The sequence below is a fragment of the Rhizobium deserti genome (assembly GCF_004358025.1).
In the GTDB taxonomy this organism is placed as follows: Bacteria; Pseudomonadota; Alphaproteobacteria; order Rhizobiales; family Rhizobiaceae; genus Neorhizobium; species Neorhizobium deserti.
Map to the genome: position 1 here is coordinate 1 of NZ_SMTL01000011.1, position 24,295 is coordinate 24,295.

The window sequence follows — 24,295 nt, forward strand, 5'->3', positions numbered from 1 at the left end:
TTCCTGGGACGTGTTCTATCTTCGTGGCAGTCGCGACGATGCTGAGGCTTTCGCGCCGTTTTCGCGCGTGCTGCAATATGCGAAGGGCCAGCAGGACGGAGGCCGCGACTGGGCCTATGACGACTATTCCTTCGCCTCCAATGATATGACGCTGTTTCATTGGGACAAGATCGGCGCTCGTATCCTCTGCGTGCTTGGCGAGCCCGGGGTCGTTGCGTCCGCCGATCCCGATTTTCCTGATGAGGCGATGATCGATCCGTCACGCATTTGGCAGCAGGGTTTGAGACTTGGACGGATGACACGGCTGCGCCAGATCGGCGATGACCTTTACGCAGCCGGAGAGGGAGGTCAGACTTATCGCCGGGCGGGTGGCGCCTGGGAGCCTCTGGATCGAGCCTTCTTCCGCCCAGAAATGGATCCTGACTGGGATCGAGAATTCTTTCCGCCTGGTTTTCTGGAAAATGGTGGTGACGAGAACGAATATCTTTTGGCTCACCCTGAGATCATGAGGAAGCGGGGCGAGCTACGGACCGAAATCTTCCGAGATGACCTTGTTTACGGCATCAATGGTCCGAATAAGGATAAGATCTATATCTGCGGCAAAGACGGGCTTCTGGCGGTTAGGACAGGCGAGGGCGGTTTCCGGCGCCTGCCGGAGCCGACGGAACAGCGACTTCTCGATATTGCTCTGCTGGACGAGGAACGCCTGGTTGTTTGCGGTGAGGGCATCTTGCTGGTGGGCAATGATCGCAATGGTTTCCGATCGGCAGCGCGTATCCCAGAGGACCTCACTCTCCGTCGCATGGCGAAGTTCAAGGACAAGCTGTATCTGGCCGCGGCAAGCGGGGATGGCGCTCGCGGTGGATTGTTTGTCTATGACGGGGCCTCCGTTGAAAAGGTTGATACCGGACTCGCGCGCGAGATCGGCGGACTTTCCTGGGTAAGCGCCACAGATGAGATGTTGCTGGCGGTCGGCCATAAGGAGATTGTACGTTTCGATGGTAAGGCTTGGGACCGGATCGAGTATCCTGGAAACGCGACGGATCGGCGGTGACGTTATGGCCTTGGGCGACGAGCTTTGCCGACTCCGGGCATTCCTATCTCCTCGCGGACGAGAAGAATCCCGAAAACGATCTACATTTGGGAGCGCGCTACAGATGCGTTTGGCACGGGTAACAACTCAAAGGGCATTACGAAGTTAGCGGATAGCCTTTCGGATTTTTTCCTTAGCCTGACTGCCTTTGAAAACCTCGAAAAGGTTTGATGGAGGCGGAACGTCCCGTGTAGGCCGATCGCCGTCATGGCGCAGAAGCGCCAATTGCAGTCATTGCAAAGGTGGTGGAATTCCGCATCTGCGATAGATGAATATGAGGCCACATGCGATTACCTTCCGATGCGGAATGCTGGCCAGCAACGGCGGGCTTCGCCCGCAGCCCGATGCCAGAGTACTGCCCGGCAGGCCCGCCGCCGTTTGGGGCACGCAAACTGTTTCGGATGCTCGGACTTAGTTGAAGCTAATGACCCCAGAACAGAGAGAAGCCCACCATGGACAACACGCCCCTTGCCCGCTTGATGACCGACGCGCCGCAGCTGGTGCCTCTCTATCTCGCCCGCTTCAGGGTCGAAGTCGATTTCAAGCCCGCCTATGCTGACATGGAGGATCGCTCCGTCGTCGAAGAGGCGTTCGAGGAACTGACGGATCTTCTGAAGGCCGGCTTTTTCGCGTGGCGCTACATGGAGGCGCGAGCACAGGCGCATGTTGCGGTGGAGTGGCGCGAAGGCGGCTTTGCGGTCTTCGGTGGCGGCGCGGGTTTGCACCACAATCTGCTCGTTGTCGTGCTGCGGATGATCGTGGCGCTCCACCATACACCGCTGGCGGCGCGCGAGGAACTGGTCGCGGTGCTCGGCGATGATGCCGACGCCCTGCCGCCGCCGCTGCACTGGTCGGACGCAGTCGCGGTCATTCGGCTAGCGGATTTCGAAGGCGTCGGCGACGAGAGCGTCGTGCGCGAGCAGTTCGATGACTTCATTATCGATGCCGAGACGGTCGTGCCCTTTGGCCTGGACGCCGACTGCTACGGAGATCGGCTTGTCGTGCGCTCCGGCTCGTCGACGGCGTTCGGGAAGCGCGGCTTCAGCAAGCTCGAAGACAGGTTCCTTCGCGTTTGCGCCACTGGCGGTTTCCAGGCGCTAGCGCTGCTGGATGAAGGTGTGCACGATGCCGAACTCTTCCTTCGTGCCGGCGATGCGGGACTGGAGCTGGTTGTCGATGACTATCGCGGCGATGTCTACGGCTTAGTGGAGCTGGCGAATGCGCTAACCAGGGGAGGCAATGCGAAACTGACTGTCGAGGTCGAATGACCATGGTCGGAAGCGAGCGTCTTGCCAACCTACCAGCCGATCATTGGCAACACGAAGTCGGAAATAGCGCTGTCGAACTCGAAGTTCAGCGCGTAGAGCATCCCCTCCTTCGTGAAGTTGATCTTGCCCGTTGCGGCCACATCCTTCAGCACAGCCTGCAGTTCGTCCTCTGAGAACTTAACAGCCAGGCGTTGGCGCAGCCTCGCCTCTATCCGCGGTCGCAGTGCGAGCGTCTTCGCACGCACGGTCGCCGGATCGGCATCTTTTCGCCAGACGGCAGGCTTGCTGTAAAACTGCTCAACAGTTTGCTTTCTCCAGTCATCCCTTCGCACTTTCGTCGGTCCACTGGGGTTCTCATTGCGCGGACGCACCGACCAAGGCTCCGTCACCGCAGCTGGCTCAGGATAGACTCCATGACCAGATCATAGCCCGTGACCCCGCCTAGCCGCACAATGAACGGCCCGGTCTCGTCGACTTCCTGCGAATAATGGGTCACCATCAGCACGGAGTAGCGCACGCCGTTCGAAGCGAACAAGGATAGGCGGATTTGGGCTTGTCTGCCCCCGACCTGCTTATCAACGACATATGCATAGGTCCGCCCAAGATCGCCGGCCTTTAGCCCGACCAAATCGCCCTCGCTCGCCAAGACCGGACTGGCGAACAGCGCGGCGTTCTCATCAAGCCAGCCGCTTATGATCCCGTCCGCGACGGAATCGATTGCCTCCGCACTCGAAGGAGCCTTGCCGGTTGAAGCAGAGAGCAGGATGACCGAACTCGGATTGTCGGGACTACCCTGCTGTAGCCGCAGCGTCCCTGGCAGACTGCCGGAGAAATCATTGGTAGCGACCGAAAAGGCCGAGGGGAAGGCGAGCGGCAGCATGCCGTTGTCGCCGAGGGCGAGATCGAGGTGGGCGATCTGATTGGCAGCAAACCCTTGCTCCGATCCGCCACTGAAGGTGAGTGATTGTGCCAACATACTGGCCTGCTCGTCGAAGCCCGTCGCGTACTCTGCATTGCCCTGCATGAACAGGCAGAAGACGGTTTCCCCCCGCGTCTGGCACAGCGAGCGGGCGTGTTTGGCGACCTTGCTTTCATCCAGGGTTTTGCCCTTGGCATCCGCCGAGGTTAGCGAGGTGTGCCTGGAACCGGTGATCTCGTAGCCCTCCTCCATCAATATTTGCTCGCTAACCGCCGGTGCTTCCGCTGCGAATCCGGGCCTGAATGCGATCACGATCAGCTCGAACATGTCGCGATCGTCCGGCACGGAGACCTTCGCCAGCTCCGTGCGGCCTGGCGCCGCGACGGCATCGATCGTCGCTAGCGGCGTGGCCATAGATTTGGCTTTTGCGAGGAAGGAGAGCTTGAGGCCGTCGCCCACGTCGAGCGGAACCCTTGCATAGCCTCGCTCTTCGGCCTCCTGATCCGTTTCGGTCCGCGTCCTTTCCTGTTGGTTCGCGAATGATGCTGCCTGCGCAGCTGCAGCCTGCAACAATCCGACTGCAAAGAGGCTGGCAAGGGTTGCCGCCAACACATATTTGCCGATCACTACCATACAAGTCTTGCCTTTCCCTCGATAGATCCTCCGACCCCGGACGCAAGTCTGACCCTACCTCGGAACACCAGCCTTCCTGTCTTTTTCGGAATCCCACCCGAGGTTTTTGCGGCCAACCAACGATGGCACCGACCGAGCCGTCGAGCACAGTTGCCCAATCCCAGCAATCGATGTTCTTCAACTGCTTTTCGCCGAAAGCGTTCACTCGCATCTGTCGCGAAATTTTCGAGTTTTATGCGCAATATTAGCCTGACTTTCGCAACGCTGCAAAAGCTACGAGATTTGCGAAAGTGCGTCCGGTTCGCGCCAAAGGAGACATGCATGAGAAAGATGCTTCTCGAAAGGCTCGATATCTACCGGATAAGCTGAGAACGTTTCTGTCAACCGGCTTTCATTGCGCGGACATTCGGCCCGAACTCAGGCGGAGACCAGATTGCGACCCCGCCGAGAACGCCAACCAGAAAGATCAGGCTCGAGAGGACGGCCAGAACTGTCCCAGTCAGCCCGGCCCAAACAGCGCTCGACGTGGTCCAATCCTGACTTCGAGAAAATGGCGGAACAGATGTCCGCCGTCCAAGGGGAGCCCAGGCAGGAGATTAACGAACGTCAGCACGAGATTGAGGATCGCTATCCAATGGAGTGCTCGAAAGATTGCGGGAGGGGACGAAGGCGGCGGGCTGTACCAAGGCCTGTCAGGTACAGGCGTGAATGACGCCGTAGGGTCAGGCAGAAGCAGGTAGTAAAGAACGAGACAGGAAAGACCAAGGCAGAGTTTGGCCAACGGTCCGGCGATGGTTATGAGCCCGTCATCCTTGCGGGTGTAGCTGTCCGTCTCCCAAATCGCCTCTCCTCCACCCCCGTGGAGCCGGATCAAGGTGGCGCGATGGCCCAGCTTGGCAGCCGTCCACGCATGCGCTGCCTCGTGCGCAAGGATTGACAGCAATATTCCAGATGCCACCATGGATGCGGTCGCAAATCCTCGTGGGGTAAAGGCTTGCCAGAGGGGAAAGGTCAAAAATGCCGCGAGAAGAAAAATACCGCCGTGTATCCAGACTGGTGGCAAAGACCCATACGAAACTTCTAAGCCCCCATCGTAACATCTAAACTTCACGTGGCTCTCCGCAAGCTTTGTTGCGGCTTAAGTCTAGCTCACAGTCGGACTACCTCACAAGTCCAGCCCATCCTGCAATGTCCGCTATGGGGCCGAAAGGCGTCTTCTGCTTCGCGCCACTAGCGGACGTTAGAACCTCAGTATTCCAGGAGCCCGTTAGGATTCAACAGGCCTCGCCACCACCTCCGCCGCCAGCGAACTAATAGTTACTTCCGCGCGAATACCTGCCGTGGCGTAAGGGTCCTCAGCTTCAAACCGACGAGCCTCTTCCTCGTCATCTGTATCAAGCAGACTTGCTCCACCTACGAAAGCTTTTCCATCATCCGACAGCAGTGCTCCTGAAGCTAGTAGCTTGATCCCCACGGATGCTTTCGCTTTTCGCCTCTTTTCCGGATGGTCCTTGGCCGTGATCAAGTAGGGCAAGTCTCGCTCCAATCGTAGTTATCCTGCACTTGATCATACCTTGGACTGCCGAACGAATGACTGCAATGGCCCGACAAGCTTGGCTCAATCGAGGATCAGCGGATCGAGCAGCGAAAGGTTCTGGACGACTTCACTGCCAAGGTCGGCAATATCATCAGGACCTTCTAATAGGCAGGGCCGCGGCCATCGAATCGAGTTCGGCAGCGCGGCGATAAAATAGATTAGACTTCAGTTGCTGGTTTGCTTGCTTCGGCATCAGCTCACCAGCTCCACCGGCACCCAGACGGTGACATTGAAGCCGATTGCAGGATCAAAACTCTCCGGCGCCAGCAATGAATTGCCATGCTCCCTGGCAAACCAGTGCGCGACGTCCGCGTTGTAGAACTCCTCGACGACATCTCTGATCGTGCCGGCAGCAGCCAGCGCACCGCTAGGCATCATCTTTGCCGTGTTGACGTGCGCCAGCCTGCGCTTGGCCGGAGAACCACCATCCGAAACAGCCACCGCCAACCGTCCAGGGCCATAGCTTTTGACACGGACCTTCAGCCGGGGAGGGCGATAAGCATCAAAATGTGCATTGACCTCGGCAATCCGGGCAGCAACCTCCTCGCGACTGATCTGTACCTGAGGCGCCACATCGGCAACGACATCGAGCTGGTGATCAAAGTTCTGGCGTGTGACCTCCTCGGCGTGATGGGCATAGGCCAGATGTTTGACCGGCAGCGCCTTCAGCCAGCGGGTGCGCTGCGCGATCGCCATTGACTTGGCGGCCTCCTCTCCGAGCCGGCCAATGTGGAAGTTCTCCCGCTTCTGGCCCTCATTGGTCATCAGCGTTGCCTGCCAGACATCACCCTCTTCGGTCTCGACACGACGCACGCCGGAAATGCCGCTCTTGTTGTTTTTGCGGATCTTCACCGCCTGTTCTAGATTGGTTGGCGGGGGCAGGGCGGTGATGATGGCATCACGATAGGCACGCGCCTGAGCATAGGCGGCATCAGATGATCCATAGATGCTGTCCTTGAACAGCCGCACGATCTTCCTGCCGCGCCGGCGCAATGCGACTGACCAGCCACCGCCGCGCCGCTCATTCGGCTCCTCTCGGGTCAGCGCATAGGTTCCGGCATCGTCTGCAGGCGGCGCGCTTGCTTCTCTGTCTTCTTTTTTCCTGGCCAAGTGTTCGCCCGCCCGTCTGCCTGATCTCGTCCTGCAGGTCCAAACCCGATCATGGATCGAACGAAGCATGGCCTCAAAGATGACCGGCTCATCGGTTTTTGCAACAAGTTAGCCCTTTTTTCCGCGCCAGCCGTTCACAACTGCTGGATCCCGTAAAACTCCCCTTTATCAAAACCCTGTAAATTCAGGGTTGACCTGACATCTTAGGGCTCTAGCTTTCGTGCAAACATGACGTGCATATTTCGCGCTACGTGGTCCAACATGTTCGCCCCGTCGCGCTCCTCTTGGTTTTCAGACTGCCGGAGCCACTCATGGACAATGCCTCTGCCGCTGCGGACTTCATCCAGGCAAGCCGCATCCTGAAGATCGTTTCACCGCTCGGCGAGGACCAGTTGCTGCCGGAAAGGGTGGTGATCGAGGAAGGTGTCTCGTCGCTGTTCGAGATCCGTCTAGTGGCCCGCACCAAGAAGGCGCAGATCAAGCCGGAGGAGCTGATCGGCCGGCTGATGGATGTGTCGATTGAGGTGCAGCAGGGCGATGGTGAAGAGGGTTCAGCCGTTCGCCGACCGTTCAACGGACTTGTCACCCAGCTTAATGAAGGCCCGCCGATCACCCGCGGCCTGCGTTCCTATGCCATGGTGCTGCGGCCGCAGATGTGGCTGCTCACCCGCCGTTCCGACTGCCGCATCTGGATGGACAAGACCTCCGTCGAGATCGCCGAGACGCTGTTTTCAGAGCACGGTCTTCCGGCACCGGACACATCGGGCGTCATCACACCGCCACCCGCACAACATTACTCCGTTCAATGGAACGAGACGGATTTCGCTTATTTATCAAGGCGTTTCGAGGAAGACGGACTATTCTACTGGTTCAGCCACGAGGATGGCAAGCATAAACTGCACGTGGCCGATACGGCCCATGGCTGGCTTGGCCCGTCACCCTCCGCACAGGGCGAGGGAAGGGTGCGTCTGGCGCAGGGTTCGTCCGACCGCAACCATATCAACGAATGGGCACGACAGTTTTCTTATGTTTCAGGACAGCGGGCCGGCGCCGACTGGAACTTCGAAACACCGCGCATGGTGCCGGGCACGATGACGCCGTCGCTGGTGCAGATGCCGGATGCAGTGAAACGCGAGTTATACGAATATCCGGCGCGGATATCGTCGGTGGCTGAAGCCGAGCGCGCCGAAAAGCTGCGCATGCAGGCGTCGGAAGCAGATCACGACCGCGTCTACGGTGCCTCCACCAGCCGCATCATCGAAACCGGCCGGCGCTTCACGCCATACGAAGTGGCGCATCCCGATCATGCCTATGAAGAGCATGTGATCATCAAGTTGGTTCAGACAGTGGTCGATCGTTCCTACGAGACCAACAGCAACGAACCAGAATACCGCAACGAGTTCGAAGCCGTTCCGTCCCGCGTGCCTCTGACACCGCATCGGGAAACCAAGCGCCCGCGTATCGAGGGCACGCAGGTGGCGATCGTTGCCGGCCCGGAAGGTGAAGAAATCCACCCCGACCAGTATGGCCGCATCAAGGTGTGGTTCCCGTGGGATCGTAAGGCGAAGAAGGATGGCTCCGACACCTGCTGGGTGCGTGTCGCACAAAGCTGGGGCGGTGGCACCTGGGGTGCGCAGGTCATTCCGCGCATCGGCATGGAAGTCATGATTGCCTATGTCGATGGCGATCCGGATCGTCCGCTGGTGACGGGCGTTGTTCCGAACCCGAGCAATTCAGTGCCCTACGACCTCCCGGCCAACAAGACGCGTATGGTCATGCGCTCGAATACCCACAAGGGCCAGGGCTTCAACGAAATGACGTTTGAAGACGAGGCCGGCAGGGAGAACATGTTTTTCCATGCCCAGAAGGACCAGACGACGCGTGTGCTAAACGACCGCATCAAGCGCATCGACCGTCATGAGGTGTCGGCGATCGGTGCCAACCGCACGGTCGAGGTCGGTGGCAACCAGAAGCACGAAGTCGGTGGTTCGATGAACACCGTCGTCGGCGGCACCGGGCCGATGGCCATGGCACTGATGGGCGCTGTGCAGGGGCTCACCGGCCAAACCTCAGGTCTTCTGTCCCAAGCTGCGCAGATCGCCGGTGGCGGTGGGCCGAATGTGGCGGCTTTTGCTGGCACGATCGCGTCATCCGCTCTCGGCTTCCTCGGAGCGGGCGGTCTCGGCAGCCGCGATGGCGTGGTCGCAGGCCCAAGTCCTCGCTCGGATGCCGGCACCGCGCTTGCCGGATCCGGCACCGGAGTCGGCGACGCTGCATCCGCCCTCTTCCCGTTACCCGGTATCATGAATACCATCGTCGGATCGTTCCAGTCGACCACTGTCGGCGTCGCCCAGACCGAACAAGTCGGCATGAGCAAGGTCACCAATGTCGGTCAGACGCAGATGACCAAGGTCGGCAAGGAACAGCGGACCACCGTGGGCAAGACCATCCGCATGGAGGTGGGCGAGCTGTTCGACCTGTGGACGCACCAGAAATTCCTCGGCCGTTCCGAGACCTGGTTCATCAATGCCAATGACAAGATCGTGCTGACAGCGCCCGGCGGCAAGATTGAGATCAACAAGAACGGAATTGTCATCAAGGGTTTGCGGATCGACATCAAGGGTGACCAGATCAACTTTTCCAGAGGTGGTCCTGGCAAGAAGACCGACAAGGGCTTCGCTGAAGACTGCACGAAAAAGAGCTGACCATGAGCAACACGTTGAAAGCTCGGATTCTCGACGAGTGCAGGCCCGAAAAGGATGGTACAAGCCTTTACGTCCTTGTGGATCCGTCGCGTAATCCAGCTCTGCTGACGACCGCCCAGGCGCTTTCCGAGGAAGGCTCCTGTCTTTTTCTGGGCGACGCGAAAAAGGAATTCGAGGACGACGCGCCTTGGCTCTTCCGGTGTGGAGATGACGGTGAACTGGTTCGCTACCTGATCGAGGAAGGTTTGGGGAAACGCTGGGCCGTGCTGATCGAGAGCGATCAGGAATTTCCCCAGCTGTTCACGCATCTGCGAAAGTTCGTCAAAATTGTCGATGGCGATGAGGACCAGATCTTCTGGCGTTTTTACGACCCATTCGTGATCGCCAGCCAATTGCCTTTTATGACCAGCGAGCAGCGGCTTTTTTTCTTCAGCGGCATGCGGAGCCTGGGTGTGGAAATGGGGGGCAAGGCTTTCGTCCGTTATGCCTGCCAGCCTGATGGCCGATTGCATACAAGAATACTGGAAGCGGTGAACGACACGGTCGAGTCATCGGAAAACGATATTGCGGACGTTCGCGAAATCCCGACTGACCTTGCCCCTATTCGGGTTGAGGGCGCGCGCGTTCGTCCGATGATGCATTTCACCCAGTCGCAGATCGATGCGCCGCTTCTCTACAACCGGCCGGCGCTTGTCGAACACATTCTTGAAACTCTGGATGACGATTTCCGCCCCTCGGTTGGCCAGATCGACCAGCAGGTGCTCGACCAGATGATCAGCCACGGCGTTTCGCTGGCAATGTTCTCCTACAGAATTCAGGATGTTGAGCATATCGAGTTGTTTATCGATTTCATGTTCCGGATAGCTCCCGGATGGCACCGGGAGCCGCGCCTCAACCAGGTTCTCAGAGCCGACCTGTCTTCAGCCGCCAAATTCGAGCGTCTCGCAGATGACGACATGGCGTCCGCATGGGACGACGCGGAGACCTACGACGATCATCGCGAGTGGCTGCCGGCCGAAATTGCCGCGCAGGTGGACGCAAAGGGAGATGTCGTCCGATGACCGACGCTTACAAGGCGGAACTCAAGACGGGGATCTGGGACAACGTCAGGGAAATGGCGAAGAAAGACCCCGCCATCATGACGGACGTCGTCGGGATTTTTGATCCGACTGGCGCGGCGGATCTTGCGAGCGCCGGCATTCGCGTCGCAAAAGGTGACTGGTGGGGTGCGCTGTTTTCGGCTGTTTCCGCCGTACCGTTCGGCGATATCATCGGCAAGACGAAACTTCTGTCGCGGTATGGCCCCAAGGGTGTGGGCCTCGGCAAGGCTGTCGCCTCCTATTTTGGAAAGAGCTCCAAAGCCTTGCAGGAAAGCCTCGGCGCCATGAAAGGCGCGAAGGCAGCGATTGCAGCCCGACAGCGCGCGCTCGCCAAGGTGCGCGAAGCAATGAAGAAGAAACGACAAGGCAAAAAGAACTGCAGGGAATGCGACAAGGCGCCGAATGGACGAATGCCCAGAAACGGCGAAAACGGCAACTGGGTCGACAAGAACGGCAACAAGATCGATCAGCCGAGCAGCGGCAATGGCTTCTTCAAGTTTAACGAGCCGAAAAAACTTCCCGATGGCAGGGTCGTTGACGGCATCGACTACAAGGACGGTTTTCCGGATTTCGACAAGTATGTCGTGGGCGGCAAGCACGATCTTCCTGTGGTGACCGGCAATGCGAGCACCGACGCAGGCGCCCTATCAAAAATGCTGGGCAAAGCTCCGCCGAACTCCAGGGACTTTGTACTCAACCACTTCGAGGATGGCACAGTCGGTTACGTCCCGCGTGTGATCCATGATACCGGCAAGGGCGGCGTGGCCCATGTCGGAGGTAACTCGCTGGTTAATTCCGAACTATTTTAAAGGTATGACGATGGATCTGAAGGCGCACAATCCGACCCTTTTTGAAAGCTACGAACAGGCCAGAGATTATCCGCCGGATGAGTTCGGACCTCGATGGAAAGAGATCGAGGCAAGCGAGTTCGACAATTTCAGATCGCAAACCGGTCTGGAGCTTCCGGACGATTATGTCGACTTCATCGACACCTATGGTGAGTTTGCGATATGGACCGCCGATTTTGACAAGCTGTTCGCGCGTGTTCAATGGGAAAGCGGAAAAAGCGCAAACGCTGAAATCGGCACCGTTTCCGGTCCCGCCGGCATGCTAGAGTATCGTCAGTCATATCTTGGTAATGGCGGAAATGCTCGAATCCCCGAGACATTTGCCCCTCTCACCTTCGATAGCGGCTACGGCCATGCTATGCTTGATCTCTCCAAGGAGAATTTCGGAAAGATCCGTTACATGAAGGTAAAGTCCCAGGCTTTCGGCGTTGCTGGTTACGGCTGGGAAGACGTCGGAATGATCGCGGATAATTTTCTCGGTTTCATCAGGCAGATCGACACCAAAAAGCAGCTTGCAAAAAACTTCGGAGCCCCGCGAAAAGCCTAAAGCAACCCTTTGGCATCGTCGCGAACCATGCTTATCGCACGGAGACGGAAAAATGTTGGATGATGGATCAGGCCTTAAATGATATTCTGAGCAGGCCGGATGAGATGGGACGTCCCGGTAAGCCTGTTACGCTCAAGCACATTGAGGATTTCGAAAGTTCGCAAGGCCATGCGCTGCCGCCCGAACTCACGGAATACTGGTTGGCCTACGGCGCCCGGCGATTGGGCAGCAAGGCGATTTATACGTTCACGACCAAAGCGGTCTTTCCCAGCGGAAAGAGGACAAAGGTTGACGTCGGAGCGATCGCCGGTCCGGCAGCCATGATAGAAGCGCGTGAGCGTTATACCGACCCTCCTCAGGGCAATTCGGGCCCACGGCTTCCGAAGGGGCTCTACCCCCTGACCTTTAACGATGGTTGAGGCCATTACCTGCTGGATCTCAATCGCGAAACTTATGGTCGGATTCTTTATATTGTCATCAAAGCAAAGACTTTGGGTGACAAAGAGTACGGTTGGGGTGATATCGCCGCGGTTGACCTCAATTTTGCGGATTCTTGGCGGGATTGAAGCCGGATCACCTGTAAAAAGGGCGCGGGCAAGATCCAACTCTCCCAAGGCCAAAAATGGACTTGAGTCACGGTCGCGCCACGTTTGATCTTTCGGAGAAAAACTCCGGCGAAATCCGTTACGTGGAAGTGAGATCTGAGGCTTTCGGCGGCAGGGCTCCCGGTTGGGAAGAAGTCGGAACGATCGCTCACGATTTCGTCGGTATCATGAGAGAAACAGATGCGGAAAGACAGTCTGCAAAAACATTCGGGGCTCCCGCGGAAAATCTAGTCTGAAAGTTTTGCTGGCCTTACGAAACGAGCTTTGAGGAAGTGTCCGTGCTGGAAAGTCATTACAGGGAGCTTCGTTCAATCGTCGGACGCTACGACGAGGCGGTCGTCCTCACCGCCTTTGAAAACTGGCCGGCGCCGTACCGCGAGAGGGCGTTGGCGATCCCTATCCACTCACTTCCCGTTTCGCTGCGGGGTCTCAACGCGATCGTTGGGCAAAAGTCCCGATCAGGAATGCCATGCAGCAGCGATGACATGCCGCCTTTTGGTTTTCCACGTGATTTTTCGATACCATCCGAGCAGGAGATCTTTCCAAAAATCGGACCGGTCAGTTGGAAAGAAGTCGAGGCATTCAGAATAATGAAAGCGGGCGATCTTGAGCATTGCCTGCCCATATTACTGACATCGATGACGTCTCGGATGCGTTTGATCCTCGAACCATTCATCAGCCTGGGCATGCCCACCTTCCTTCATCTTTTTCCGGCGGTGAACCTGACGGACTTCATCGAGGCTCGGCTAACCGTCAAGGAGCGGCAAATCGTCAGCGCGCGATGGCAGAGACTTCCTGAGGGGTTCGCGCCGAACCAGACTCAGAAACAGGCCGTGATGGAACTAGCCATAGAACTGGCGGAAGAAAGCCCCATATCAGATATGTATATCGACCTGTGTATCGATGTTGGCTCGCCAGATGCGCCGGCACGGCTTGTGGAGATAAACCCTGTCATGGCGGAACTGAGCCAGGGAGGCAGCTGATATGGGAAGCCCCGTAACCCTCAAGGGCCACATGCATGTCTGCCCAATGGTTGCTCCCGGTCCCCGCCCGCATGTCGGCGGGCCGGTAGTGTCGACCGGCCAGAATTTTGTGTGTGTCGAAGGCGTGCCGATAGCAACCTTCAGCGACCAGTGCATGTGCACTGGCGTACCTACCACGGCCGGCATCACCGGCGGGTCATCCATCGCGAAGATCAATGGCAAGAAGGTTGCCCGAATAGGAGACGCCTGTGAGCACGGCGGACGGCTGGTTCAGGGCGTGCCATGGATAACGTTTGAGTAGAAGCCGTCTAAGGGGCCATTAGACATTCTAACGGGTGTTAACACGACTGAAGCCGTGAATAGCTAACCATCGATAAGGGTGACTTATCGATGGTAGTTGAAGAAAATGCATTCGAGTCACCTGACACAAGGCCTGCTGTCCGGTGCTAAGGCGCAGCAATTATATGGCGGTTTCCGCTAATATCAGCCGTAGTCCAGCAGCATGGCTGAGCGATCTCGTCCCTCACGAAATCGGCAGACGATATCGCTCCTGCAGCATTTTCATTTGAAGCTCTGTCCGCACACCGTTCCTCTTGAGTTCTGGCATCACCATGTCATTGAAGGACTGAAGGTCGCCCGGCATGACGGGCACATGACGTTAAAACCGTCGGCCGCGGCGCTCTTGAACCAATCCTGCATAACGGATGCTATGTGGGTACCGGTGCCAACTGTTAAGAGATGTCCGCGTCCGCTTGCCAATCTTAGCAGAAGCTGCCGCAATGTCAGGCCATTGCGGCGCGCGATGCCGGTCAGGGCAGCAGCGCGGCTCTGACTTGCCTCATTGCCTTTTGGCGGTTCGGAATCATTCCGAAGAGGCGCATCAAGATCCATGCGGCTGAGGTCGCGCCCGAGAAACGCCGACAATTTGGCTATGAGATGTTCGTGCACGGCAAAGCCATTCATCTCAGCGAGGCGGGATTCTGCGTCCTCCAAGGTTTCACCGACCACTGGAATGATGCCGGGCATAATCAAAAGATGGTCCGGGTTCCGGCCTTCGGCCTTCGCCAAGGCCTTCATCTCGGCATTAAAGTCCTGCGCCTCCGGGAGAGAGGACTAGACGGTAAAAACGATATCAGCGTGGCGCGCGGCAAACGCGCGACCGGCCGGAGACGATCCCGCCTGCGCCAGGACCGGCCTGCCCTGCGGCGGTCGGGGGATGCTAAGCGGACCGCGACCTTGTACGTAGGCACCGGAATAATCGACCCGGTGTACCTTGGTTACATCGAGGTATTGGCCACTCGTTTTGTCTGCAAACTGCGCTCCGATCTCCCAACTGTCCCACAACGCCTTGACCGCGGTCACGACATCTTCTGCCCGCGCGTAGCGCTCCGCATGCTCAGGCATCTCGTCGAGGCCGAAATTGTGGGCTTCACGTGCATTCGAGGAGGTGACGATGTTCCAGCCGGCACGCCCCTTGCTGATATGGCCTAGCGAGCCAAACCGGCGCGCCAAGTGGAAAGGGTGATCGAAACTGGTCGATGCGGTGCCGATCAGGCCGATGCGGGTGGTCACGGCGGCAAGCGCCGAGAGGATAACGAAAGGATCCATCGTGTTCGAAAGATGCCGGTCGGCACCTTCCTGGAGCGCCAGCACGTCGCCGAGGAACAGGGCGTCGAAGCCGCCCGCTTCGGCACGCGTTGCGATATCGACCCAGTAATCGAGCGTCATGATCGCAAACGGTTCGCTCTCACGCAGGCGCCAGGCAGCCTCGTGGCTGCCCAGGCCGAAGATGACCGCGTTCAGGTGCAGCCGGCGCTCTGTCATCAGGCTGGCAGAAACGCGTTGCTGTAGTAGCTCGTGAAATCGGGCTTTATCGCAAGAGGCTTGCCATCGGCATCTTTCAGGATCTTCGCGTCGAACAGGTAGTTGCCCATCGCTGCCATTTTTGCAGGATCGATCCGACCGATGATGCCGTCGGCAGTACGAAGATAATGACCATCGATGAGGGCCTGCAGCGAGGCTCGCACCAGAGCACGGTCGGTCAGGGAGTCACTGTTGGCAGCGATCATCAGGTCGACCGCCTCGTCGGGATGGTCTGCCGCGTAGGCGTAACCTCTGGCGGTCGCTTGCGTGAAGGCTCTCGCCGCCGCGGGCTGCTCGCGCAGGAGCGTGCCGCTTGATCCGATCAGCGTCGTGTGCTCGTCGGGAACGCCGTAATCGGCATAGCGGAACGCGCCCTGATTGATGCCTTCCAGTTCCGCCTTGACACCCTCCCAGGTGTAGACTTCGAGCGTGAAATCGACCGCACCGTTTTCCAGCGCCTGATAGGCCGAGGTGCCGAGCGTGATCGTCTCGAACTCGCCTTTGCCACCGTCGTGGCGGATCATCGAGCCGATCAGCGCGTTTTCCCAGGCACTGCCGAAACCGCCATAGGTGCGCCCGTCGAGATGCTTCGGCCGCTTAATATCTGTGCGATCGCCCTTGAAGACGAGGCGGCCGGTCTCAGTCTGCACGACTGCATAAGTCGCGACCAGATCGGCACCCGCGGTGCGCTGGGTAAACAGACCGATCGAGCCGATGATGCCAAAGTCCGCGACGTGATTGGCGACCAGGGTTGCTGCCGACGTATCGGAGTAGGGCAGGATCTCGACGTTGATCCCGGCCTCCCGGTAGAAGCCTTTTTCACGGGCGACGAAAAGGCCGATGTGGTTGGTGTTCGGCGTCCAGTCGAGGGCAATCGTCACCGTCTTCGGCACCTGTGCCTGTGCGGCGAACGGTAATGTACTTGCCGTGAGACTGGCAAGTGAGAGGAGTGTGCTACGGCGGGTCAGCAGGGGCGTTTTCATGATGATTGTCCTTCGTAGGGGCTAAGCAGGGTGTCCAGGATGGCGGTCTCGATGCGTGCGGCTTCGGCGCCGGCCACGCCTGTGCGCACTCGGGGGCGAGGCAGGGGAATGTCCACGACCTCGATGATCGCGGCGGGTCGGGGCGACAGCACGTAGATCCGGTCCGACAGGTGAACCGCTTCCCGCACGTCATGGGTGACCAGCATCGCGGTCCACTGGTGGCGCATCCACATGTTTTCGAGCCAGCGGTGCATACCCGCGCGGGTCAGCGCATCAAGCGCCCCGAAAGGCTCGTCGAGAAGGAGCATCGGCCGGTTCTGAACCACCGTACGCAACAGCGCCGCCCGCTGGCGCATTCCGCCGGAGAGCGCCGAGGGATAATGTCGTTCAAAACCGGAGAGGCCGAACTCGTCAAACAGGGGTTCGACGCGCTTGCGGGCTTGGTGCCGGCTGATGCCTTGCACTTCGAGGCCGAGCGTGGTGTTGTCGATGATCCGCCGCCATGGCATCAGCGCATCGCGTTGTGGCATGAAGGCGAAAGGGCTGGACCCGGTGTCGAGCGGGCGGCCATCAAAGAGTATTTCTCCGCGAGCGGGCTTCAGCGCGCCGGTGAGCAGCCGGAACAAAGTTGATTTTCCAGCGCCGGACGGGCCGAGGATCGAGACGAACTCGCCGGGCCCGATGGTGAGCGATATGTCCTGCAGAACCGGCAGGTCCGCATAGCCGGCGGCAATGCCGGTGAGCTCCAGACGCGGTGGGGTCATCGGCCGCTTCCCAAAGCTGACCGGGTCCACGGCATTGCCAGGCGCTGGATGAGAAGCGTCAGGCCGAAGAGGATGAGGGTCAGTACGGCGCTGACCAGAACCGCTGCCAGCACGAGGTCGGGCCTGAAATTGTTCTTGGCGTTGAGGATGTAGATGCCGAGGCCTTTGGCTGCACCCGCATATTCGGCAAAGATCGCGCCGACCACTGCGTAGGTGATCGAGATCCGCAGGCCGGCAAAGAAATAGGGCAGGGCGGAGGGCAGCCGGGCGAGCAGGAAGCGCTTCCATTTCGGAGCGCCCATCGAGGCCAGCAGTTGCTCGAATTCCTCTTCCGTGGATTGATAGCCTTGGGTCAAGGCCACAAGCATGGGAAAGAAGGTCACCAGCGCGACCAGCAGGATTTTGGGGGCAAGGCCGAAGCCGAACCACAGCACCACGAGCGGCGCGATCGCCACCAGCGGCAGGGTCTGGCTGATGATGAAGATCGGAAACAGGGCCTGACGTAAGGGGTTGAAGAAGTCTACGAGGACCGAGAGGAGGAAAGCGACCGTCAACGAGCAGGCAAACCCGAAGACGGTCGCCCGGATCGTCGGCAGGGTGTTTTCCCAAAGCGGCTGCCGGTAGATCCAGGCCTGTTCGATCACGCGGTAAGGTGCCGGCAGCACAGTTGGCGAAATGCCGGAGAGACGGGCATAGGCCTCCCATCCGAGCAGCAGAAGCGTGATGGCGATCAACGCGGGAAGGCCGCGGTAGAACTGCATGAGCATGATTGGCATCGACCGTTAAGTGAAGTGACGCAAGCCGTCAGAGCGGTGTCGGGCTATTGGCGGACACGGTCAGGTCGATGGTGACATGGCCTGCAGGATGGCCGAAGCGAAGTAGTGCCTCTCCGACGGTTGCAAACACCGGCGCTGCATCACCACGTAGCTTGGTGCAGAAGTTCTTCGATTTATCGAACACGCTCGAAGACTTCACGAAGTCGATGCAGCCATAGATCTCGTGCATGTGTTGATCGATGCCCAGAGTGTAGAGCGAAAACTGCGCCGCCACGGACTGACCCGACAGAGCAGCGGAGGCGACGGTTGCCAATGCCCGCGCTTTACGTTCGTCGAGCGGCGCCATTGGGTTCGTCAGTTCCGGGGTGTGGCACATCGGATCATCCGGCTCACCGGGGCATCCCCGCGAAATCGACGCATGCAGCACGCAGTGCCTGCCGCTGGCAGCGGCCGCCACGAAAAGATCGCGCATGGCATTGAACACAACATCCGGTGTGCCGACGAGAAGTGTCGATATGTCGTCGGTTTCGATCCGCAATCGATCCCGGTAGGGGTCGAGGGCACTGAGCGCGTCGACGATGACCGTGACGAAATCGTCCGTCATGGGATAAAGTGAAATCTGTGCGCCGGAAAACATCGATTAACCTCGCTCCGCTGGCATTATCCAGATCAGCTTGAGGGTCCATGATCATGACGATCACATCTCAGCCCCGGCCTTACGGAGCACCCCTGTCTCGGTTCTTGATAGAACGGGATCGGATATGAATGCAAGACATTTGGCTTTGAAATATCGAGCACAGGAGGTGAGGCGCGAGTTTGACCATGATTTGCCTTAGAGGGTAGGGGCTCTGCGGCGTTCACGGTCGGCTGACCAGTCACGCTCCCATGGCTAAAACCGCAGGACCCAACAGGCCTAAGCGTCTTCGGGCGTCGATGCTCTTAGCTGGAGTGCACAGTTCCTGCCAACAAAGAACTGGTGTAGTCCTACTTCGCAGCTCAGATGCAGAACTCAAAAGGCAGACGAGACAATGCTTAACACTGATACCCGGCAGGCCAACTGGCGCCGTGCCAATCCTGCCAAGTATGAAGCGCACCTCGCAGTGCAGCGGGCGTTGAACGCAGGCGAACTCGATAAGGAAACTTGTGAGGTTTGCGGCGTTGAAGCGGTTGATGCCCATCATGATCAATACAACGAGCCTCTGAGGGTACGATGGTTATGCAGACGCCATCATACGAGGCTCCATCACTTCGGTGAAGACATGTTTCCCATCAGGGGATCCGTTACCTCTGGAGCTGTCGCTGCTGATGGCGCCGCGTGCTCGGTCGGTAAAGCTGGTAAGATGGGTTGATGCCGTAAGGTCGCCGGCAGGGAAGGGGGGTGCAAGCGTCCCTACCGACAGCGCCGGCGCGGGGGCATTACATCTAGGCCCGTGCCGAGGGAGGCGTTGAGTTCCCCTTGATGTAAGTTTTACATGTCCCATGGATTGATCACCGTTGCATCGGTATCTTCAAAATCCTTGAGGTTACGGGTGACGAGGATCAGGTCGTAGACGATCGCAGTCGCGGCAATTAAGCCGTCCACATCACCACGTGGTCTTATCGCGGCGATGCGGCCCCATTCGACGGCGATCTCGTCAGTGACAGGCAATATGCGGTCAATGTGGTCGTGGCGCAACTTGCGCAGCCATTCGGCCAAGTAGCCTGCAGCCTTGGGGTCCGCCTTCTGTTTCAATGCGATTCCGCGTTTGATTTCTCCCAATGTCAGCACGCTCAGGTGGATGCTAAGTGGATCGACAGAGCGCAGCCACGATACCGCCTGCTGGGTGCCACGCCGCGCCTCAGAAACAATGTTGGTATCAACGAGGTACATCAGAACGCCACATCGCGGCTCGGCGTCTTCGCGCGCGTTTCGACTGCGTCTACAAGCGCATCGTCCCACTCCGGACCGTTCAGCAATGCGTCGACGAGGGTTGGCCGATGGGCGCGCAAGGCATCGTAGTCGCTAGCCGATAGCACTACGGCAGCCCGCTCACCGCGCAGGGTAATTTCCTGCGGCCCCTCAAAGCGTGCTTTTTGCACGACCTTCGAAAACTGGTTCTTTGCATCCTGCAACTGCCATTCCATTGTTCCGCTCCAAATTGGCTAGACTGTCTAGCTATAGACTACGAATCTCGAGCTTGGAAGATGAAAAGCAAATGCAGAATGGACTTATTCATTGAGCAGATCGTAGCTGATCAGATCAAGCTGCGGCACATTGCTCTTGAGGACGCTGGCGCGCGCGACGAAACTGTAACGCTTACCTTCTTCCAACCCGACCGGCATCAAAGCGGGCACGTTGTCGTTCACGTAAAGCACAGCGTTGCGCCCATCGGGCGCGCGCACATGAATGGCCGGTCCCACATGGCGTGTTTTCGGCTCGTTGATGCCAAGTTCGGGATCATCCATCGCCGGGGCTTTGGAAACAACCGTACCCTCCAAGCGCAACAGCTTGCCCGAGGTCGTGTTGTTCGGCCTGAAAAGGGCGTTCGGTACGCTATTTTCGCGGATCATCCGCTTACTTTCGGCTTGCATGTCGCTAAGGCTGTTGTAGCGGATCGTCCAATCCAGGTCCTTGGTATTGCGCATGATGCGATAGTTGGCTTCTGCCAGCGTGTAGCTTGCCACCTGCGGCTTTGCACGGCCGGCGACCAAGTCTAGATAACCCCGGAGGTATTTGCGGATGGGTTCGAGGTCATCGTAATCCGACGCAGGATAGCATGGACACGCCGATAGCCGTAGGTGGGCGTATCGGCGATGACGGCCTTGATTTCCTCCACCAGCTCGCGATCAGGTAGTGGCGGGCGTCCTTTGGCTCTGGAAAGGGAGCCTGCGGCGCGGGCGGCGATATTCGAGCGGGCGACACCTAGAGTTTGGCAGACGGTCTTCATTCCAAAATCCCCCTTGGAAGAGAGAAGCGCGCGCAACAGATGTTTTTTTGGGCCACCGGCGATTTCAAGGGCTTCTTTCAGGATTTCGCTCTCCATCGTCTTCTTGCCCAACAGGCGTTGCAACTCCTTCACCTGGGCCTGAAGCGCCCGGTATTCGGAAGCCGGAACGACCTCCTCTTCGGCGGCCGTCGTTTCGTCAGTGCCCCTTGGGACGCCAGCTTGCGCCACGCGAACAACTGGTTCGGCTGGATGCCGTGCCGACGCGCGACGATGCTCACCGTCGCGTCCGCCTCATAGGTCTCGTGGATGATCGCCAGCTTCTCTGCCGTGCTCCAGCGCCGCCGACGTCCGGCCCGGAGAGGACTTCCATCTTAAAATTGCTGCTAGTCATACCAACATTACTCCTACCCACTTAGCTAAGTGGGGGAAGCATGTCCGGGCCTTTCGGGGGCTAATTCACGTTATCCCATGGTCAGGCCCAAGCGTTCTAGAGTCGCATCAAAGTGGGTCTACAACATCCTCGCGGCGAGAGTGATTCCCTTGGGAACAACGATGTTCGATAGGTAATCCAGTTTTCCTTAGCTACGCATTATGGCTGCCAGTTCGCCTTGTGGCCGGGATCAAGCTGTCTGTCTGTGAAGAACGCGGCGCTGATGAATGCTAGATGCGTGAGGGCTTGAGGGAAGTTCCCAAGCAACAGACCGCGCGCATCGGTTTCTTCCGCAAAGAGGCCCAGCGCGTTGGCATACCGCATCCCCTTGGCCAGTGTCAGTCGCGCTTCATCAAGCCGTCCCGCCCGAGCCTGGCACTCGGCGTACCAGAAGGTGCAGGTGGTAAACGCGCCTTCTTTTCCGTCCAAGCCATCCTGGTTCCGGTAGCGGTACACGAGACCATCGTAGGAAAGCTGCTCTCCGATAGCATCCAGGGTTTGGAGCCACACGGGGTCAGTGGAGGAAACGAAGCGGACGAGCGGCATCATCAGAAGCGCAGCATCCAGTTCGGTTCCGCCGCGCTCCTGGACGAAGTAGCCGTGTTCCGGATGTCGGAAGTTCGCCCAAACGTCTTCCTTGATGCGGTCACGGCAGTCCGCCCACTGGACCAGAGGCGCAGGCAGGGATCGCTTGGTCGCGAGGCGGATCGCCCGATCAAGCGCTACCCAGCACATCACTCTGGAATGAAGGAAATGACGAGGTTCGGAGCGGATTTCCCAGATGCCCGCGTCCGGCTCCTCCCAGTGCTCCATGACGTAGTCGATGATGCTCCGGACATGCTGCCATCCCTGGTGGCTGATGGCTTGGCCGTACTTGTTCGACAGGTAGACACTGTCGAGCAGTTCGCCATAGATGTCGAGCTGGGTTTGCGAGTGCGCAGCGTTCCCGACCCGAACTGGGCGGCTGTTCGCGTATCCCGCCAGATGAGAAAGCTCCTGCTCGTCCTGAGCTTCCGTGCCGTCCAGGGCATACATGATGCGCAGCGGATGTTCTTCATCTGACGCCATTACCCGCTTACCCGCCCACTGGGCAAAGTGTTGCGCTTCTTCGACATATCCAAGACGCATGAAGGCGTACACAGTGAAGGAGGCGTCTCTGATCCAGGTCGCACGATAGTCCCAGTTCCTTTCTCCACCGCTGGTCTCAGGAAGCGAGAAGGTCGCAGCGGCTGCCACGGAACCATGCTGTCTGGAAGTCAGGAGCTTCAAGGCGAGTGCCGATCTCAAGACCTCTTCGCGCCAGCGCCCGGTGTATGTGGCCTTTGCTGCCAAGTTCCGCCAGGCAGACGTTGTTGCCTCGACCTCCGCCTCGACCCGCTCATTGTCCGGGCGCTGGAGACCGTCATCGCCAAGGACAAACCACGCGCTCTGGCCCGCTTCCAACGTGAACGTAGAGGATGCTTCGCCCCTCCCCAACGTCATTGGTGCAGATGAGAACAAACGAAGAGACAGGTCCGAACCCGTGAAGCGCACACCGCCATCGATGTCTTCAATATCAGGAACCTGCCTCGCATAATCGAACCGTGGAGCACAGCATGCTTCGAACTCGACGGTGCCCTGTATGGCCGTCACGCGCCGGATGATCCCACGTAGAGGCGTCGCCCTGCCGACCTGCGTCTCCGGATCAGTCATCAGGTCCACGATCTCGGCATTGCCCTCTTCTGCAAGCCAGCGCGTGATCAGGACGTTGGTATCGGGGATGTAGAGTTGGAGGTTGCGCGCGTGGGCAAGCTTAGGCTTGATCGAGAACCCACCACCTTTCTCCGGATCAAGGAGATCGGCGAAGATGGTCGGGCTGTCGAGGTTGGGCCAGCACAGGTAATCAATCGTCCCGTCGGTCGCGACAAGCGCCGCCGTCTCCATGTCACCGATGACGCCGTGCTCCCCGATCGAACGCAGCGGCTCAACCATTGTCGCGGAACTCTGGATAAAGTGACATACCTCCATCCACAAAGAGCGTGGTACCGGTCACATAATCGGCTTCATCCGAGGCCAGCCACACCGCAGCCCTAGCGACATCCTCCGGTTCCCCGATGCGGCCGTACGGTATCAACCTCAGAAGCTTGGTCAGTGCTTCTTCTGTTTCCCAGGCTTCCCTGTTGATCGGTGTCTTGATCGCACCCGGTGCGATGGCATTCACCCTGATGCCGTCCGCAGCCACTTCCTGGGCAAGCGACTGGGTGAACATGCGAACGCCGCCTTTGGCCGAGGCGTAGTTGATGTGTCCGGCCCACGGGATGATCTCGTGAACAGAACTCATGGTGATGATGCACCCTGCACTCCTGGCTGGAGCATCTTTACGAGACTGGGTGCGATACCGCCTGACAGCCTCCCGGGCACACAGGAACTGGCCTGTGAGGTTAACTTCGATGACCGTGTTCCAGTCCTTGAGCGTCATCTCGGCGATTGCCGCATCCTTCTGTATGCCAGCGTTGGACACCACGACATCAACCCTGCCGAAGGTGCGGATGGTTTCGTCGAAGAGGCGGACGACGTCCTCTTCTTGTGAGACATCCGCTTGTATCGCGACAGCATGTCCGCCAGCCTTCAGAACACGCTCAACCAGTTCCTTGGCGGGTTGTTCTTGAGACCTGTAGTTAACGACGAGACTGGCACCTTCACTGGCCATCGCTTCCGCTACGGCAAGCCCTATACCCGAACTTGCTCCCGTGATCAGAGCGACATGATTGGCCAGGCGGTTGGTGGAAGCTGACATCTGTTTCTCCATCTTGACGACGTAGGTAATGAACGGGAGGGCAATTGTTTCCGGAGCCGTTCTCAATTCAGCGGGTTGCGCAAACGGTTCATCGCCACAATGTCGTCATGGCTACTCACACCGTTCGCTGCAGACGGTCCGCCGATCTCCGTGCTGTTTCCATCGCGCAAGAACCTCGCTCCAAAGGTCCGGGCGTTCATGGACTTTGTTGGCGAGCTTCTTGAAGATTAAACCGATCTAAACGCTCAGCGTCTCCCTATACGCGGCTGCTGCGAGTGAAGCAGTCCCGAGAATTCGGTCGCGTCCAACACCTTCGCGTGCCATTGCCGAAAGCCCACTCATGACTGTGACCGTATAGTCGGCGAGAA

Annotated in this window: 26 protein-coding genes and 1 pseudogene; 10 read left to right on the forward strand and 17 right to left on the reverse strand. The window is 58.6% G+C overall.

The features are described 5' to 3' along the window. On the forward strand, positions 1–1,054 hold a 1,054-nt coding region (locus E2F50_RS23080; protein ID WP_161974333.1), incomplete at its 5' end, for a hypothetical protein. 491 nt (positions 1,055–1,545) lie between these two features. Further along, a complete protein-coding gene (locus tag E2F50_RS22390; RefSeq protein ID WP_133318413.1) occupies positions 1,546–2,361 on the forward strand; it encodes a hypothetical protein in 816 nt (271 codons plus the stop codon). 29 nt (positions 2,362–2,390) lie between these two features. Here E2F50_RS22390 and E2F50_RS22395 read toward each other — a convergent pair whose 3' ends face one another. From E2F50_RS22395 to E2F50_RS22415, 5 genes are all read right to left on the reverse strand, one after another. Next, positions 2,391–2,732 carry a hypothetical protein gene (locus E2F50_RS22395; protein ID WP_133318414.1) on the reverse strand — a complete coding sequence of 114 codons (342 nt, stop codon included), beginning with the start codon at positions 2,730–2,732 and terminating at the stop codon, positions 2,391–2,393. A 14-nt stretch (positions 2,733–2,746) separates the two neighbouring features. After that, positions 2,747–3,739 carry a hypothetical protein gene (locus tag E2F50_RS22400; protein WP_133318415.1) on the reverse strand — a complete coding sequence of 331 codons (993 nt, stop codon included), beginning with the start codon at positions 3,737–3,739 and terminating at the stop codon, positions 2,747–2,749. A gap of 673 nt (positions 3,740–4,412) precedes the next feature. Next, positions 4,413–4,874: a metalloprotease gene (locus E2F50_RS23740; RefSeq protein ID WP_161974334.1), complete on the reverse strand. Its 462-nt coding sequence runs from the start codon at positions 4,872–4,874 to the stop codon at positions 4,413–4,415. Between the two features lie 306 nt (positions 4,875–5,180). Then, positions 5,181–5,447, reverse strand: coding sequence for a YciI family protein (locus tag E2F50_RS22410; RefSeq protein WP_161974335.1), 267 nt, complete (start codon positions 5,445–5,447; stop codon positions 5,181–5,183). A gap of 255 nt (positions 5,448–5,702) precedes the next feature. Beyond that, positions 5,703–6,620, reverse strand: coding sequence for a hypothetical protein (locus E2F50_RS22415; RefSeq protein ID WP_133318418.1), 918 nt, complete (start codon positions 6,618–6,620; stop codon positions 5,703–5,705). Positions 6,621–6,931: 311 nt separating this feature from the next. Between E2F50_RS22415 and tssI the strand changes: the two genes are divergently transcribed. From tssI to E2F50_RS22450, 7 genes are all read left to right on the forward strand, one after another. Beyond that, positions 6,932–9,325 carry a type VI secretion system tip protein TssI/VgrG gene (tssI, locus tag E2F50_RS22420; RefSeq protein ID WP_133318419.1) on the forward strand — a complete coding sequence of 798 codons (2,394 nt, stop codon included), beginning with the start codon at positions 6,932–6,934 and terminating at the stop codon, positions 9,323–9,325. A gap of 2 nt (positions 9,326–9,327) precedes the next feature. Then, positions 9,328–10,386 (forward strand): DUF4123 domain-containing protein, encoded by a 1,059-nt coding sequence (locus tag E2F50_RS22425; RefSeq protein WP_133318420.1) that lies wholly within the window; start codon positions 9,328–9,330, stop codon positions 10,384–10,386. Beyond that, on the forward strand, positions 10,383–11,234 hold the full coding sequence (locus E2F50_RS22430; protein ID WP_133318421.1) for a hypothetical protein: 852 nt from the start codon (positions 10,383–10,385) through the stop codon (positions 11,232–11,234). Before E2F50_RS22425 ends, E2F50_RS22430 begins: the two co-directional genes overlap by 4 nt. Continuing rightward, the gene (locus E2F50_RS22435; RefSeq protein ID WP_133318422.1) at positions 11,194–11,820 is read left to right on the forward strand and encodes a hypothetical protein; all 627 of its coding nucleotides are present in this window, start codon (positions 11,194–11,196) and stop codon (positions 11,818–11,820) included. Before E2F50_RS22430 ends, E2F50_RS22435 begins: the two co-directional genes overlap by 41 nt. Before the next feature lie 59 nt (positions 11,821–11,879). After that, on the forward strand, positions 11,880–12,239 hold the full coding sequence (locus E2F50_RS22440; protein WP_133318423.1) for a hypothetical protein: 360 nt from the start codon (positions 11,880–11,882) through the stop codon (positions 12,237–12,239). A gap of 464 nt (positions 12,240–12,703) precedes the next feature. Then, positions 12,704–13,408, forward strand: coding sequence for a hypothetical protein (locus E2F50_RS22445; protein ID WP_133318424.1), 705 nt, complete (start codon positions 12,704–12,706; stop codon positions 13,406–13,408). Between the two features lies 1 nt (position 13,409). Further along, positions 13,410–13,709 carry a PAAR domain-containing protein gene (locus tag E2F50_RS22450; protein ID WP_133318425.1) on the forward strand — a complete coding sequence of 100 codons (300 nt, stop codon included), beginning with the start codon at positions 13,410–13,412 and terminating at the stop codon, positions 13,707–13,709. A 305-nt stretch (positions 13,710–14,014) separates the two neighbouring features. Here the strand turns inward: E2F50_RS22450 and E2F50_RS22455 are convergent, their stop codons facing one another. From E2F50_RS22455 to E2F50_RS22480, 6 genes are read right to left on the reverse strand one after another with little or no spacing between them, the layout of a single operon-like run. Next, positions 14,015–14,476 carry an LLM class oxidoreductase gene (locus E2F50_RS22455; RefSeq protein WP_161974336.1) on the reverse strand — a complete coding sequence of 154 codons (462 nt, stop codon included), beginning with the start codon at positions 14,474–14,476 and terminating at the stop codon, positions 14,015–14,017. 45 nt (positions 14,477–14,521) lie between these two features. Beyond that, the gene (locus tag E2F50_RS22460; protein ID WP_133318427.1) at positions 14,522–15,232 is read right to left on the reverse strand and encodes an NtaA/DmoA family FMN-dependent monooxygenase; all 711 of its coding nucleotides are present in this window, start codon (positions 15,230–15,232) and stop codon (positions 14,522–14,524) included. Then, a complete protein-coding gene (locus E2F50_RS22465) occupies positions 15,232–16,254 on the reverse strand; it encodes an ABC transporter substrate-binding protein (RefSeq protein ID WP_133318428.1) in 1,023 nt (340 codons plus the stop codon). The genes E2F50_RS22460 and E2F50_RS22465 overlap by 1 nt, the downstream gene beginning before the upstream one ends. Further along, on the reverse strand, positions 16,251–17,018 hold the full coding sequence (locus E2F50_RS22470) for an ABC transporter ATP-binding protein (protein WP_133318429.1): 768 nt from the start codon (positions 17,016–17,018) through the stop codon (positions 16,251–16,253). The genes E2F50_RS22465 and E2F50_RS22470 overlap by 4 nt, the downstream gene beginning before the upstream one ends. Next, the gene (locus E2F50_RS22475) at positions 17,015–17,785 is read right to left on the reverse strand and encodes an ABC transporter permease (protein ID WP_245515561.1); all 771 of its coding nucleotides are present in this window, start codon (positions 17,783–17,785) and stop codon (positions 17,015–17,017) included. The genes E2F50_RS22470 and E2F50_RS22475 overlap by 4 nt, the downstream gene beginning before the upstream one ends. 37 nt (positions 17,786–17,822) lie before the next feature. Further along, the gene (locus tag E2F50_RS22480) at positions 17,823–18,431 is read right to left on the reverse strand and encodes a YkoF family thiamine/hydroxymethylpyrimidine-binding protein (RefSeq protein WP_133318430.1); all 609 of its coding nucleotides are present in this window, start codon (positions 18,429–18,431) and stop codon (positions 17,823–17,825) included. 391 nt (positions 18,432–18,822) lie between these two features. On the opposite strand from E2F50_RS22480, the gene E2F50_RS23485 reads away from it, so the two are divergent. Then, positions 18,823–19,143: a hypothetical protein gene (locus E2F50_RS23485; protein WP_245515563.1), complete on the forward strand. Its 321-nt coding sequence runs from the start codon at positions 18,823–18,825 to the stop codon at positions 19,141–19,143. A gap of 119 nt (positions 19,144–19,262) precedes the next feature. Here E2F50_RS23485 and E2F50_RS22490 read toward each other — a convergent pair whose 3' ends face one another. The 6 genes and pseudogenes from E2F50_RS22490 to E2F50_RS22515 form a co-directional block, all read right to left on the reverse strand. Beyond that, positions 19,263–19,664, reverse strand: a complete 402-nt coding sequence (locus E2F50_RS22490) for a type II toxin-antitoxin system VapC family toxin (protein ID WP_133318431.1) — start codon at positions 19,662–19,664, stop codon at positions 19,263–19,265. After that, complete coding sequence (locus tag E2F50_RS22495) at positions 19,664–19,918, reverse strand: type II toxin-antitoxin system Phd/YefM family antitoxin (protein ID WP_133318432.1); 255 nt, start codon at positions 19,916–19,918, stop codon at positions 19,664–19,666. The genes E2F50_RS22490 and E2F50_RS22495 overlap by 1 nt, the downstream gene beginning before the upstream one ends. 84 nt (positions 19,919–20,002) lie before the next feature. Further along, positions 20,003–20,485, reverse strand: a complete 483-nt coding sequence (locus E2F50_RS22500) for a hypothetical protein (protein WP_133318433.1) — start codon at positions 20,483–20,485, stop codon at positions 20,003–20,005. Positions 20,486–20,535: 50 nt separating this feature from the next. Further along, positions 20,536–21,112, reverse strand: a pseudogene (locus E2F50_RS22505) (transposase); the annotation flags it as partial. A 198-nt stretch (positions 21,113–21,310) separates the two neighbouring features. Beyond that, positions 21,311–23,122 (reverse strand): glycoside hydrolase family 15 protein, encoded by a 1,812-nt coding sequence (locus tag E2F50_RS22510; protein WP_133318434.1) that lies wholly within the window; start codon positions 23,120–23,122, stop codon positions 21,311–21,313. Continuing rightward, complete coding sequence (locus E2F50_RS22515; protein ID WP_133318435.1) at positions 23,115–23,927, reverse strand: SDR family oxidoreductase; 813 nt, start codon at positions 23,925–23,927, stop codon at positions 23,115–23,117. Before E2F50_RS22515 ends, E2F50_RS22510 begins: the two co-directional genes overlap by 8 nt. Positions 23,928–24,295: the final 368 nt, after the last annotated feature.